Source organism: Chryseobacterium viscerum (assembly GCF_002899945.2).
In the GTDB taxonomy this organism is placed as follows: domain Bacteria; phylum Bacteroidota; class Bacteroidia; order Flavobacteriales; family Weeksellaceae; genus Chryseobacterium; species Chryseobacterium viscerum.
Window position 1 is genome coordinate 84,901 of the sequence record NZ_PPEG02000004.1, and the last position, 14,388, is coordinate 99,288.

The following is a 14,388-nucleotide window of genomic DNA, read 5'->3' on the forward strand; positions in this document are numbered from 1 at the left end:
GATTCTCTATTATTGTTAATATCTTGATAAAGCTTATTTATTTTTTTATCTTTAAAGTACCTGGATAATTTTTGAGCTCCTCTTTCAATCTTTCATTTTCTTCTTTCAACAGAGTAATATAGCCTTGCAGGTTTGCTATAATAGATCCCGGAATATTATCATAATTATTCAGATTATTGATTGCTCCTGCTGAAGTGGAACTATCATTAAATATCGGATGATCATTATTGACAATTACTTTAGCTTCCTCCTCTTCATAAATTTCCTCTACGGGAACTTCTAAAAAACGGGCAATCCTTTCCCATTCATCAGAGATAATTCTCACATCACCGCTTTCTTTTCTACTGTAATTAGATACATCTGTAGCGATAAAGTCAGCTACCTGCTGTTGAGTATAGCCTTTTTGCTTTCTGATGAAGCGTAGTTTTTCTTTTTGCATGACCGACATTTTATACAAAAATGGCGAAAAAGCATAAGCTATACAATAAAAAGTAGAAAAAAGTATGTGCTAAAGAATAAGATTAAAAATAAAATGAAACTAAATTTAAAAACATAAGTATTATCTGATTTAATTGTTGAAAATATTCTTCGCGCTAGTTGTTCATTTTATAATAACTTCCGATTGATTAAGGATTATTTAGTAAGTGACAAGACTAAAAATTATAAGGTTTAGATTAACTATTGGTATTTTCAGACTGTTTTTAGATTGTTGGAAAACGCAAGGGCGCAAAAATTTCCCAAGCATTACAAATATTTAAAGCGCAAGAAAGTCAAAGATTTTCAGCAAGAATTAATTCTTATAGTATTAGGACTATGAAATTTTATCGCAGATAAAATCCTTGCGCCCTAAAGGATACATTATATAAAAAAAACTAGCGCCGTTGCGTTTTTCCAACCTTCTTCATACAAAAAAAAAGACTGCTTCAAAGTGAAACAGTCTCTTGTATATTATTTTTCAAGTTGCTTATAGCTTCTCTGGATAAAATCTGTCAGATCTTTTCCTTTCAGTAAATTTTGAGAAAGTTTGGCAAGATCCAAAGCATATTGGATCAGACTATCTTTCTCTTCAGCATTCTCAGTCTTTAAAATCTGATTAGAAAACTCACTGTTTGAGTTCACAACAAGATTGTACATCTCAGGGAAGCCTCCCATTCCGAACATACCGCCGCCGCCAGTAGCCTGCATTTCCTTCATTCTTCTCATGAATTCCGGCTGGGTAATCGTAAATGGAGCATCGTTGCTGTCAAGATCTTCAAGCTGTACCGTGAATTTAGTATCCTGAATAGCTTCTTCCACGTTCTTTTTTAAAGACTCTTTTTCCGTTTCATTCAGTTTTGAAATAACCGGCTCATCTTTTTTGATCAGGTTGTTCACGTGATCTGCATCTACTCTTGCAAAAGAAATATTTTCCTTTGAAGTTTCCAGTTTCTGAATAACGTGTGGAGTGATAGGAGAATCTAATAAAAGAACTTCATATCCTTTATCCTTTGCAGACTGGATGTAGCTGTGCTGTTCATCGGCATTTGTAGCGTATAATACAACCAGTTTGTTGTCCTTATCTGTTTGTATAGGTTTGATTTTTTCAATCAATTCATCCCAAAGGAAATATTGACCATCTGTAGTTGGGTACAGCGTGAACTTGTCTGCTTTCTCAGCAAATTTCTCTTCTGTAATGATTCCGTACTCGATTACGATCTTGATATCGTTCCATTTTTGCTCGTAGTCTTCACGGTTTTCGTTGATTAAAGAAGCCATTTTGTCGGCAACTTTTTTCGTGATGTAAGATGAAATTTTCTTTACAGCACCATCTGCCTGAAGATAAGAACGGGAAACGTTCAACGGAATATCCGGAGAATCAATAACTCCTCTAAGAAGCATCAGGAAATCAGGAACGATACCTTTTACTTCATCCGTTACGAATACCTGGTTTTGGTATAATTGGATTTTATCCTTATCAATATTTAGATTATTGCTCAGCTTAGGGAAGAATAGAACTCCGGTAAGATTGAACGGATAATCAACATTCAGGTGGATGTTGAATAGCGGCTCCTCAAACTGCATTGGATACAGCTCATGGTAGAACTTCATGTAATCCTCATTGGTGAGTTCGCTTGGAGCAATTGTCCATGCAGGAACCGGATTGTTGATGATATTGTCTACTTCTTCTGTTTCAGCTACTGCATCTTCAGGAGCATCTTCCGGTAATGGAAGTGTATGTGTTTTAGTCCCGAATTTGATCGGAACAGGCATGAATTTGTTATATTTTAATAACAGCTCACGGATTTTTGTTTCTTCTAAAAACTCTACAGAATCTTCAGCAATATGAAGAATGATCTCCGTACCTCTGTCAGTTTTGTCAGTCGTTTCCTCAAGAGTAAATTCTGGGCTTCCATCGCAGATCCAACGTACTGCCGGCTCATCTTTGTAAGACTTTGTAATAATCTCTACTTTTTCCGCAACCATGAACGCAGAGTAGAATCCAAGACCGAAATGCCCGATAATCCCTGAATCTTTTGCAGAATCTTTATATTTTTCAAGAAACTCTTCAGCGCCTGAGAAAGCAACCTGGTTGATGTATTTCTCAACTTCTTCACCAGTCATACCAATACCTTGGTCGATAATGCGTAAAGTTTTCTGGTCTTTATCAATTTTAACTTCAAGTTTCGGGTTTCCGTATTCCACTTTTGCTTCCCCAATGCTGGTTAAATGTTTCAACTTCAATGTTGCATCAGTAGCATTTGAGATCAACTCTCTTAAGAATATTTCGTGGTCACTGTAAAGAAATTTTTTAATAAGTGGAAAAATGTTTTCCACAGATACATTAATATTTCCTTTAGTCATCATATTTTAGATTTTTTAATTTGTATAATATTTCTCAAAAAAAATACCACGAATAAGAATGTGACAGATTGACATTTTCTCGATTTATAATCAAATAGGTGTATCATGTGGATTTTTCAAAGAAATACCTTACTTTTAATTCTTAAAATTCTTTAAAAATGAAGTTGAAATGTACAGTTTTTATTCTGCTCATCATGACCTGTTTTGTGTATGCGCAGAAAAAGCCTTTAGACCATTCTGTTTATGACAATTGGCAAAATATAGGCTCGAGAAAAATCTCAAATGATGGAAAGTGGGTTGCCTATTCTGTAGATGCCCAGGAAGGAAATCCTAACCTTTTTTTATATTCGGTTAAAAATAAAACTTCAAAGAAGTTTGCAAGAGGAACAAAAGTAGATTTTACAAATGATTCCAGGTTTGCTGTTTTTCAAATCCGTCCGTTGTATAAAGATATAAAAGCGGTAAAGGATAAAAAGCTTAAAAAAAATAAATTAACAAAAGACAGCCTTGCAATAGTTGACTTTTTGAATGATAAAACGGAGAAAATTCCTAATGTAAAATCATTTGAAATTCCTGAAAAATCAGGTTCTTACGTTGCTTATCTTCTGGAAAATACAAAAGATAAATCTTCGGATGACGATTCTGATAAAGATGATGGAGACGACAAGAAAGATGAAGAAAAAAATGCAAAACCATTACAATTGGTGGTGCGAAATCTTTTGGATGGAAAAAGGACGACATATGATAATGTAGTGCGCTACGAGTTCAGTAAAAATGGCAAGCAGCTTGTTTTTGTGACTAAAAAACCTGAAGAGAAAATCAACAAGGATAAAAAGGAAAAGAAAGATTCATTAAATAATAAATCTGAGGATAAAAAGGTCACTGACAAATCAAAACCAAAGAAGTATACCCTTCAAACGGTACAGGTTGTCGATCTGCAAAAAGGAACTGTGAATAAAATTTCAGAAATGGAAGGCGATTTTTCACAGTTATCTTTTGATGAAGAAGGAAATCAATTGGCGTACGTAGGTACTTCTTCAGCACAGAATGATCTGGTGAAATTGTATCAGTTGTATTACTTTAATTTTAAAGGAAATAAAAAAGAAATTGTCACCAATGATCATTCACAAATGAAAAAGAATTGGGTGATTTCTGAAAACCGGTTGCCTCTATTCAGCAAAAATGGTAAGCAGCTGTATTTTGGGGTTGCCCCAAAGCCTATTGCAAAAGATACTGCAATGATTGCAAACGACCATGCTGTTGTAGATATCTGGAACTATAAAGATGATTACCTGCAAACGGTACAGTTAAAGGAATTGAAAAATGACTTGAAAAAATCTTACGCTGCCGTAATGCAAACCGAAAAACCGGATTTCTTTAGAAATATTGACAGCGAGGATTTGGATACTTTACGATTGGTCAACGAAGGAAATGCAGAATTTGCGCTAGGTATTACAAGTTTGAATAACCGTATTTCTTCACAATGGGAGGGCTCAACAAAGAAAACCTATTTCCTTATCGATAATAAGACAGGGGAAAGAACGGAAGTTATCCAAAACCTGAACGGGGCAGTAGCTGTGTCTCCATTGGGAAAATTCGTTGTGATTTTTGACAGAGAAAAAGGAAAATGGTTGAGCTATAATATTAAAACAAAGCAAACACTTCCATTGAGTAGCGGATTGCCGGTTTCCTTCGTGGATGAGGAGTTTGATATGCCTGATTTTCCAAGTTCTTATGGAATTGCCTCCTGGACGGATAATGATGAGTCTGTGATTATCAGAGACCGTTTCGACCTTTGGGAATTTTTCCTAAACGGTTCGAAAAAGCCAAGAAATATCACGAATGGATTTGGGCGTAAAAATAAAATAACATTTGATACCTACGACTTAGATAAAGATATTAAAAGTTTAAATCGAAAATCGTCTATTTATTTGTCAGCGTTTGATAATACATCTAAGGCGAACGGAATTTTCAAAACCTCCATTCAGTCGAATTCTGATCCTGTAAAGATTCAAATGGAAAATGTTTGGGGATATCGTAGTCTTCAAAAAGCGAAAAATACGGAAGAATATATTTTAGTAAAAGAGTCATATACTGATTCTCCTAATATTTTTGCCACATCCGATTTTTCAAAACAACAGAAGCTGAGTGATACAAATCCACAGCAAACCCATTATAATTGGGGCACAGACGAACTGGTAAACTGGACAACGCCAAAAGGAAATTCATCTACAGGAGTTTTATACAAACCGGAAAACTTTGATCCGAATAAAAAATATCCTATGATTGTCTATTTCTATGAAAAACTTTCGGATAACATGAACCGTTATGTAGCACCGGCTCCAACGCCTTCAAGATTAAATATTTCTTATTTTGTGAGCAATGGGTATCTGGTTTTTACTCCTGATATTTCTTACATTGATGGTTTCCCTGGAGAATCTGCAATGGAATACATTAATTCCGGAGTTGAAAAATTAAAGCAAAATTCTTGGGTAGATGGTACTAAAATCGGAATCCAGGGACAAAGCTGGGGTGGTTATCAGGTAGCCTATCTTATTGCTCATACCAATATGTATGCAGCGGCATGGAGTGGAGCTCCGGTTGTAAATATGACTTCCGCATATGGAGGAATCCGATGGACTTCAGGGATGAACAGACAATTTCAGTATGAAAAATCTCAAAGCAGATTAGGGAAAAATCTATGGGAAGCGCCGGATCTTTATATTAAAAATTCACCGCTTTTTATGATTGATAAAGTGAAAACTCCGGTAGTCATTATGAGTAATGATAAAGATGGAGCAGTGCCTTGGTACCAAGGTATTGAAATGTTTACCGCATTGCGCCGTCTCGGAAAACCTGTGTGGCTTCTGAATTATAATGGGGATGATCATAATCTTGTAAAGCGCCAGAACAGAAAAGATATCCAAATCCGTGAACAGCAGTTTTTTGATTATTATCTCAAAGGTGCTAAAGCTCCGGCCTGGATGACAAAAGGGGTTCCGGCCACCCAAAAAGGAAAAGATTGGGGATTTGAATTGACAGATGATAAGCCTAATTGATAAAATAATCGGCGGAGCCCAAGGCTCCGCCGATTATTTTTTAAGAAATATTTAAAAAAAAATCGAAGAAGGATAAACTGACACAATGGCATTTTTTTATGATAGATCTGTTGGTCGCTTTTTATTATATTTACCGCCAATTATAAATAACAGTATGGGAATCTTTGATTTTTTTAAGAAGAAAAGTAACAGTCAGGAAAATGTAAGTACTCCGGTTCAGGAAATGGAAATGCCAGAGGAAAAAGTAGTAGAGGAAGTGGTGGAAGAAGTTGTAGAAACAATACCGGAAACCCCTTCACAACCAATAGAAGAGCCTAAGATAAATAGTGAGTACGAAAAAATCAAGACTTATAATGATTATATAGTGTATTCTATAGCACTTCAGCTAAGAGGAGAATATACTCCTATTTCTGCTTTTGAAAAAGAAAATGGTGAGGTAGAAGGTTTTGCTTATATGGTGACAGAAGATGCTTATGCACTTTCCCCACAGCAGGCAATTGGGCAAATGGAAGAGAAGTTTGAAAGTGAACTTCAGGCGGGAAAGATCAAATCTTATATGATCCTGTATCATTCTCAGTTTGATCATAACGGAAATCATACTCCGGCAATTCAGGAAGGGGAGTTCAAAGGGATTTCTCTTGCGTATCATTTTGCAGGTGATGATAAAGCGAAAACAGGTCTTCCTTATGTTTTCGAGAATCAAAATGTTACATATAAAGGTTTTGCAGAGTTTTCTCATGAAGAAAATAATGAGATTATGAATCATCAATTGGTTGATGGCAGAGATTATTTCCCCAATACAGAAGGAATTGCAGCTCCTGAAACGACTAACGAAGCTGGAATTATCATCAGAAAATCAAATGTCCATAATCTTGTGAATACATGGAGCGGGATTTTTGGTCACGAAAATTTCCAGACTAAAGATTACGGTCAGTATCTTACCACTGTTTTAATGCAATCTACGGTTGCTGATCCAGCTGGTGAGGATAAAAGTAAAACAGAATTTGAAGATGTAAGATTCAAAACCATTGTTACAGATGAGCTTAGCACAATAATTCCGGAAGTAAAAACTGATTATACTTTGGATTTTGAAACAAGATCAATCAGAGAGTGGGAAAACGCACTGAATTTACAGGCGATTGTTGCTGGTCCGGCCAGAGATACTTTCGGAGTTTGGTTCTTTGCTACGGATTATGCTGAAAACAGAAACAGATATATGACACAGCCTCATCTGAAGGTGAATGTGAGCGGAATTGTTTTCATTCTTGATGTTCATACGAATAATGATCTACCAGACGGCACTAAAATGAGTGAGGACTTCACGACCTATGTGCCAAGTCAGGATCTTCCTAATTATGCATGTTTTGATTTTATTGCTCAGTTGGTAGACTTTAAGGAAACAGAATTGCTTGAAGACGGTAGCGTTAAAGGATATATTCTGAAATTGAAGCTGATCACGAATGAAGAAAATGAAGACTTCTTCACCATCGATGCTTTTGTTAATAAAGAGAATGTGAGATTGGAAACGCTTACAAAAGGAATGAAGGTAACCGGAGCACTCCAGCTGCAAGGTAAAATTGCTGAATAATTTTAAAAAAATATAAAAGATAAAGGGAGGTTGTTCTAAGGAATGACCTCTTTTTTATTGTAAATAAAACCTGAAAGATTATTTTAACACAAAGAAATAATAGATTCGAAAGTTGATTTTAAGGATACAAAGAATTGCGACTTTATCACTGATGAAGTTTTGGGGTAAATGATGCGTTTGCTCAGAAAGAATCAATGAAATTGATTCCGTCTTTGCTCTCTTAAGATCTTATGATATACAGATGAAACCCTTTGCGTTAAAAAAATCTGCATTTAAAAAAACAAAAAAGGCAATCCGAAGACTGCCTTTTCCATTATTTTGTTTGAAAAATTATTTCTTTTTCATTTCTTCCTTGATCTTGTTTTCCAATTCCTCAGAAAGATCTGGATTGTCTTTTAAAACATCTTTTACAGCATCACGTCCCTGACCAAGTTTAGTCTCTTCGTAGCTGAACCAAGAACCGCTTTTCTTCACGATTCCCATATCTACTGCAGTATCAAGAATTTCACCTACTTTAGAAACTCCTTCACCATACATGATATCGAATTCTGCCTGCTTGAAAGGAGGTGCTACTTTGTTTTTCACAATCTTCACTTTCACACGGCTACCAATAGCTTCGTCACCTTGTTTGATCGGTGCACTCGCTTTTCTGATATCAATTCTTACAGAAGCGTAAAACTTAAGAGCGTTACCTCCGGTAGTAGTTTCAGGGTTTCCGAACATGACACCGATTTTTTCTCTCAACTGGTTGATGAAAATTACAGTACATTTTGTTCTTGAAATAGTAGCAGTCAATTTTCTTAATGCCTGAGACATCAATCTTGCATGAAGACCCATTTTAGAATCTCCCATTTCACCTTCGATTTCTGCTTTTGGCGTAAGCGCAGCAACAGAGTCAATCACAACGATATCAATTGCTCCTGAACGGATCAGGTTATCTGCAATTTCTAAAGCCTGCTCCCCGTTGTCCGGCTGAGAAATGATCAGGTTTTCAAGATCAATTCCTAATTTTGCAGCATATGTTCTGTCGAAAGCGTGCTCTGCATCAATGAATGCTGCAATACCACCTGCTTTTTGAGCTTCAGCAATAGCATGAAGGGTCAAAGTTGTTTTACCTGAAGATTCAGGACCATATATTTCAATGATTCTTCCTTTTGGATATCCACCTATTCCTAAGGCAATATCTACTCCTAAAGAACCGGAAGGAATTACTTCTATTGTATTGTCTACGGCATCATCTCCCAAAGTCATCACAGTCCCTTTTCCGTATGTTTTATCTAACTTGTCAAGCACTAGTGCAAGTGCTTTTTTCTTATCATCAATGTTACTCATCGCTATTAAAATAATTTCTCAAAAATACATAATTTAAATATCAAAAGCTAATATTATTTGTATCTGGAATCTGTTTTTAGAGTTAAAAAACGATAAAGTTTTATGAGTGATGTTATTCATAACGAATGAGATGCAGAATGTGGTATCAGGAAATATTGAAAAAATAAATTTAAGATCAGAAAGTTATAGTTGGAAGCAATAAACAGGAGGCTGGAAGCTGGTATTGAATGAATGATTTCCCGTTTTCATAACTTATTGATGAGTACAACCATCGTTTTATCCCCATCCAATATAAAAAAATGCTTATCTTAAAACCTTGTTTTTAAAGATCATAATATGGACAGAAAATTGAAACTATTTCTGATTAAATCTTTTGCTGTATTAGCAGTCATACACCTGGCTTATTTTATTTACGGATATGTAAAGTTTGAAGGTGTTCAAAAAATTGATATTTATACAGAATTTTATAGATTCAAATTTTATGATGATGTCTCCATTTCTCATTTTTTCATATCTGGTCTTTTTTTGTTTTTCTTTGTTATTATTCTCCTTAGAAATCATTCCAAAAAGAGAGATGAACTTTCAAAAATTCTGAGAATCGGCATTATACTTCTGTTGGTATCCTTTTTCTCCCTGACCTTTTTCATCAGTTATAGTTTTGGATTAAATGCAAAACTACGAACTGAATTGCCTGAAAAGAATCTTAATAAAGACAAGACGTTGCTGAATGTCTTACAGCCTTTTTTATACAACTATACTTCCTACAGTTCAGAGAAACTGTTTAATCCCGAAAATATTTTATATCCCAAACCTTATCCTGTGATTGAAGTGAGAGATACGATCTACTACGATCCGGGCAATAAGGATTATTATTCAACAGAATCCAGCTATTACAGTATTGATACGCTAAGAATGCTGAGTACCAATCATGAAAAATTAAACAATAAAACGAAAATGGTGCTTGATTTTCTTGGACTTGATGCCAAGGAGCTGGAAAAAAGGATTATTTCTAAAAAGGAGATTGGGGATAGTACCGAAATTATATTTAAAGGAACAGAGGTACATCCTCAATACGACGAGAAGATGTGTATTTTTCTTGAAAACAAAAGCTTGTTTTCTCCATTGCATAAAATCCCTGAACCTCAGCAGCAATATCAAAATGCAGTCAAAAGATATAATTTGCTTTACAAATATAACCAGGATTCACTCCTTTATTCGTTTCAGAGGCTGAATGTCCTTTTGAAAAAATATAATATAGAAACGCATATCGTTCCGAAGGAGCTGACTAAAGATGTTTTTTATTACAGGGATCGTCAACGGGAACCTTTGAATGAGATACGAAATACTTACGAAAGAAATAACTTAAAAGAGAAATTTGCCACCCTTGACCGATTGTTCTACCAACCGAATTATCTTCATCCTTCCATTATGGGAATTTTCATCAGTACTATCATTGGCGTTTGGTTTGTCTTATTTTTATTGTATCTGATCTGGAATTTGAGGAGGAGAAAACTTTCTTCGGATAACTTTAAGGAAAGTGAAGAAATGTAACATTGTATTTTTTTATCAAATTCAGAGAGAGCAATTTTCAGATTGACATCACTTGCAGTTTTTAATGAAAATTAGAATTTTTGGTGATGTTTAGATAGTCTTCCAATACTTTCATCTGATCCTTATTTCCTCTTTGTATTCTTGCTTCCCGGCTTACCAGGCTGTCATAAATTTTGTTGAAAAGTATTTTCGATTTTGGAAACAGGTTTTTGTAGGAAACTTCCGGAATCTCTAATCTTTTGCAGACTTCATCATCCAGCAAAAACCAGGTACAGCAGATGTGCAGGTATCTTAAATTTTTTCGTTGAAACTCAAATTTTAAAATAGGATTTTCCAGAGATTCATTCAGTAAAGAATGGGCAAGAAGAACAGAATCTTTATCGGAAGGCGGCTGAACAGAAGTCCATAAATAAAAATACTCAGCAGCCTGTTTCTTGTCGTCTGGAAGAAGCTGTTCCGGAATTCCCAAAAGATAACCTACATATTTCCAAAGGTGGAACATTCCTTGCTCCTCTTCGACAGAAAAACTATTTCCTAGCTTTTTAAGACTGTGAAGAAACACCAGACTGAACCCAATATACGTAGCCATCATATCCCAGGAATTGATGGGCTCACCCCAATTCTCAGTGTCCCAGCCTTTATAATGTTTTTTTATAGAAAGTCTTGCATAGGAGTGAATCAGACGGGTTTTTATAGCAAACTCATACCCTTTTGCATGAAGCTCCAGTGCATTGTAACGGGTTGCATTTACCCAGAAATCCAGTGTTTCTGAAAGACGTTTTACAGCTCCTTTTTTCAAGGCTTCTGTAACGATGAGCGGTTTATTGAGGTAAGCATAATCGTAACCGCCAATGAGACAGTAATCCCTTAGTGAAATTAAAGAGTCGAGGTTACTTCTCATGCAAAGCTCAGCGCCACTTTTGAGCAGATTGTAATCAAGCCAATCAGGAACTTTCTGCGTCTGGCTGAACAATTTTTTTACACTTTCAGGAACTGAATCTGCTTCGGAAACCCCATTCCTTATATAATGTTCAATTTCTTTGGAAGCCTCATTAAATTTCTTAGTGAAATAAACATCCTTTACAACCTCGTCGCCAATTTCATCTACATGATAAAAAAAGGTTGCGAATTTTTCAAATTTTTCAAAACTCACTTCTGCTCCGGAAAATTCAATAAGAAGTTTTCCGTTACCTTTTTCCCAAAAATCCTTGAAATGTGGAGAATCTTTAAACCTTGGTTGTATCATGTTCATTCCTTTATCTATAAAAGTACAAGTTTTATGCTGAAGTTCTTTGGTGAGATTTATCAGTATGATGATGAGCTTTCTACAGGTATCCCCATTCAAAGGTCTTCCTGATGAGTTCAGAGCTATTTTTGCAATCAGATTTTCTTAGAATATTTTTTCTGTGAGTACGTACGGTTTCTTCCGAGATGTGTAACAGATTGGATATTTTCCCTGTTGGGTATCCTTTTGCAATACAATTAATGATCTCGACTTCTCTTTTGGTAAAAATAACGAAGGTAGATTCAGGAGATTTATTGTGTTCCATCCATTGCATCTGGTGAAAATCTTCCCGGCCATTGGTTCCTGATACCAATACGACATAAGAATTTTGGTGGGTGATATGTTCTATATTGGTATGGATATTAACTGACTGCAAAAGCCTGCCATTTTCATCTTTGTAGGTGTGTAAAGCCTGATGATGGAATAATTCATAATTACCTTTTGAAGTTCTCATTCTGAAACAGTAGCTGGTTTTCAGTTCTTGCTGGTAATCAAAACCATCAATTTCCTTTATTTTTTCTATGGACATTCTTTCGGCCTCCATAACAAAATCCAGGTCATTGGGGTGTATAAGGTCTATAATTTCTTTCAAATGTGCGGGATATTTATTGAGTCCATGTATTGCTAAAATATCTTTATGATGATCACAGATAATAGTACTGTCTGTGAAATTAATGACATAATAATAGAATTTTCCCGGGGCAAAAATTTCTCCGATTATGTTTTCAATGGAGGGAACGGGTAGTATTCTGTTGTTGTTTTGTAAAATTTCAGGATAGTCATTCCATACTTTAATGAGGGGATGTGGTTTTTTTGCATGAGTCAGATGTTTTTTCTTCATTGGTTAACGTTTTCTTAAAAATAATAAAATTATGTTAAAAAATCACCCTTTTGTGGTATTTCGTGTGGTAGGTAAGTATTGTAGCTTTAAATAAAATTAATGACCATGGAAACTTAATTTCAAGAAAATTCCGGCTTAGTGCGATAATTCGACCACTGATAATTCAAAAAACTTTAATCACAAAATTAAATCTAATGGAAAAATTTAATATTTTGAAGAATGATGACCCGCTTGATATTCAGATTATTGCGGATACCGTAAAACCTGCCCAAACTTTAGTGTATAAGGTAAAAGGTGATTCTTACGAGCTATTAACTTCCTCTAAAAAAACTTTTGACGGAAATATTGCTTATAATGCATTTCACGAAATCATTTTTGAGAAAATTACGGATAAGATCGGAAGTTTGAAAGATTGGAAATTAAGAATAGTAACATTTGTAAATTCATTACCGGCAAGTGTGAAAAACAAAGCAGATTTTGAAGAGTATGTATTAGATGGGAATGTGAATATGAAATATACATTAAAAGAAAAGACAAATATCCAGGAGTATGGTGTTTTAAAGGAAACGGATTTTGTTTTGAATAAATTTAATGAAGGAATAATAATAAAAGATATTGAAATGTCATGAAAACTATAGTAAATATTGTATTGATTTTCTGTACAATCTGTTTTAAGGCTCAAGCATTTCCCGGGAACATTAGCATCGAGAATTTAAAGATCCCGGATTCTCCTGCATTTGTACTTCTGGATGAAGCTCCTACAAATGTGGAAACTCCTCAAACTACGAAGGCTTTGGCATTCAGCCTGGTAAATTCTTTTAATTCTTCTAGTGGGTTTCCGTCAAACTTTGCAGTAGATTTTACTCCGTATTTTATCACAGATACTAAAAAGACGTTCAGTGAGTATAATGGATTTAATGATAAAGATGAGTACAATCCTTTTTCTTCAGCTTATAAAAATTTATCGGCTTCTTTTGCATTTGTGAAAAAAGACTCTGTTCAGAATATGGCTATAGGATTTAAAACTACTTTAGTCAAGATTATATCATCAGATCAGAGAAAGTATTTTACAAAAGATTTACCCGAGATCTATAAAAAGCTTGAACAGGAAAGAAAAGATAACTATAATCCAGTTACCGGTGAAATGAAATCTGAAAAAGTTTATGAATCATTGGTAGAGGAATATAATAAAGCATATTCAGATTATATGGATTTTAAGCCTGTATTTATGATAAATATAGCAGGAGCTTACAATCATTTTTTTGATAATTCTATGAGTTCTTCAGGTAAATTCGGGAGATTAGGTGGCTGGATTACCTTGAACTATAATACTCAGCTTGTAAACAATAAAGAAGGGGTTAATAAGAATAATTATTTAAGTCTATACGGGTTCGGGAGGGTTTTAAGAGATGAAATGACTTTTGATATGGAATCTAAAACTTATGCTAAGGATACCTATACTGATATAGGAGCTAAAATTAATTTTCAATTTGATAAATTAACTATAGGCTATGAATATATCAGACGGTCTGGAAATAATTCGAGTAATGATTACCGTTCACTAGGAAGTATTAAATATGAAATCAATACCAATGTTTCCATTATTGGAGGATTTGGTAAAAACTTTCAAACGGATAAGGATTTAGTTTCTTTCTTGGGAATCAACTGGGGCATTAACTTTAGTAATGATTTTACTGTAGACAACAAGTGATCCGAATGAAAAGTTAAGAATTGAAATTAAAGTAAACAGAGGCTTATTGATCTGGAAACTATCACCATCTAAAGGCACAATAAGTCCCTGTTTGTTTTTTATAGAAAAAGACCTGTTTTTTTATTTTTTTAGATAGTGATTATATTAAATTCATTAGTTCTTGTAAGAATAATAGGTGCC

General features: G+C 34.7%; 10 protein-coding genes. 5 read left to right on the top strand and 5 right to left on the bottom strand.

Annotated features, from left to right (window positions below):
* Positions 1 to 37: 37 nt before the first annotated feature.
* Entirely contained in the window at positions 38 to 439 is a 402-nt protein-coding gene (locus tag C1634_RS09755) for a helix-turn-helix domain-containing protein (protein ID WP_109738338.1), read from the bottom strand.
* Between the two features lie 509 nt (positions 440 to 948).
* Positions 949 to 2,841 (bottom strand): molecular chaperone HtpG, encoded by a 1,893-nt coding sequence (gene htpG / locus C1634_RS09760; protein WP_103235580.1) that lies wholly within the window; start codon positions 2,839 to 2,841, stop codon positions 949 to 951.
* Between the two features lie 158 nt (positions 2,842 to 2,999).
* On the opposite strand from htpG, the gene C1634_RS09765 reads away from it, so the two are divergent.
* On the top strand, positions 3,000 to 5,900 hold the full coding sequence (locus C1634_RS09765; protein WP_109738339.1) for an alpha/beta hydrolase family protein: 2,901 nt from the start codon (positions 3,000 to 3,002) through the stop codon (positions 5,898 to 5,900).
* A 154-nt stretch (positions 5,901 to 6,054) separates the two neighbouring features.
* Positions 6,055 to 7,488, top strand: coding sequence for a hypothetical protein (locus C1634_RS09770; RefSeq protein WP_109738340.1), 1,434 nt, complete (start codon positions 6,055 to 6,057; stop codon positions 7,486 to 7,488).
* A 330-nt stretch (positions 7,489 to 7,818) separates the two neighbouring features.
* On the opposite strand, the gene recA is transcribed toward C1634_RS09770, so the two are convergent.
* Positions 7,819 to 8,820, bottom strand: coding sequence for a recombinase RecA (recA, locus tag C1634_RS09775; protein WP_103233584.1), 1,002 nt, complete (start codon positions 8,818 to 8,820; stop codon positions 7,819 to 7,821).
* Between the two features lie 336 nt (positions 8,821 to 9,156).
* Between recA and C1634_RS09780 the strand changes: the two genes are divergently transcribed.
* A complete protein-coding gene (locus C1634_RS09780; RefSeq protein ID WP_103233585.1) occupies positions 9,157 to 10,371 on the top strand; it encodes an SH2 domain-containing protein in 1,215 nt (404 codons plus the stop codon).
* Positions 10,372 to 10,432: 61 nt separating this feature from the next.
* Here the strand turns inward: C1634_RS09780 and C1634_RS09785 are convergent, their stop codons facing one another.
* Together C1634_RS09785 and C1634_RS09790 are read right to left on the bottom strand one after the other, a co-directional pair.
* A complete protein-coding gene (locus tag C1634_RS09785) occupies positions 10,433 to 11,617 on the bottom strand; it encodes an oxygenase MpaB family protein (RefSeq protein WP_228410050.1) in 1,185 nt (394 codons plus the stop codon).
* A 79-nt stretch (positions 11,618 to 11,696) separates the two neighbouring features.
* Positions 11,697 to 12,497, bottom strand: coding sequence for a response regulator transcription factor (locus C1634_RS09790; protein WP_103233587.1), 801 nt, complete (start codon positions 12,495 to 12,497; stop codon positions 11,697 to 11,699).
* A gap of 194 nt (positions 12,498 to 12,691) precedes the next feature.
* Here C1634_RS09790 and C1634_RS09795 point away from each other — a divergent pair, with 194 nt between their 5' ends.
* Positions 12,692 to 13,126, top strand: a complete 435-nt coding sequence (locus C1634_RS09795) for a hypothetical protein (RefSeq protein ID WP_103233588.1) — start codon at positions 12,692 to 12,694, stop codon at positions 13,124 to 13,126.
* A complete protein-coding gene (locus tag C1634_RS09800; RefSeq protein ID WP_103233589.1) occupies positions 13,123 to 14,208 on the top strand; it encodes a hypothetical protein in 1,086 nt (361 codons plus the stop codon). The genes C1634_RS09795 and C1634_RS09800 overlap by 4 nt, the downstream gene beginning before the upstream one ends.
* Positions 14,209 to 14,388: the final 180 nt, after the last annotated feature.

Bases quoted from the DNA above. Each gene is read 5' to 3' on its own strand.
- C1634_RS09755 (WP_109738338.1), bottom strand. From the start codon at position 439: ATGCAAAAAGAAAAACTACGCTTCATCAGAAAGCAAAAAGGCTATACT.
- htpG (WP_103235580.1), bottom strand. From the start codon at position 2,841: ATGACTAAAGGAAATATTAATGTATCTGTGGAAAACATTTTTCCACTT.
- C1634_RS09765 (WP_109738339.1), top strand. From the start codon at position 3,000: ATGAAGTTGAAATGTACAGTTTTTATTCTGCTCATCATGACCTGTTTT.
- C1634_RS09770 (WP_109738340.1), top strand. From the start codon at position 6,055: ATGGGAATCTTTGATTTTTTTAAGAAGAAAAGTAACAGTCAGGAAAAT.
- recA (WP_103233584.1), bottom strand. From the start codon at position 8,820: ATGAGTAACATTGATGATAAGAAAAAAGCACTTGCACTAGTGCTTGAC.
- C1634_RS09780 (WP_103233585.1), top strand. From the start codon at position 9,157: ATGGACAGAAAATTGAAACTATTTCTGATTAAATCTTTTGCTGTATTA.
- C1634_RS09785 (WP_228410050.1), bottom strand. From the start codon at position 11,617: ATGATACAACCAAGGTTTAAAGATTCTCCACATTTCAAGGATTTTTGG.
- C1634_RS09790 (WP_103233587.1), bottom strand. From the start codon at position 12,497: ATGAAGAAAAAACATCTGACTCATGCAAAAAAACCACATCCCCTCATT.
- C1634_RS09795 (WP_103233588.1), top strand. From the start codon at position 12,692: ATGGAAAAATTTAATATTTTGAAGAATGATGACCCGCTTGATATTCAG.
- C1634_RS09800 (WP_103233589.1), top strand. From the start codon at position 13,123: ATGAAAACTATAGTAAATATTGTATTGATTTTCTGTACAATCTGTTTT.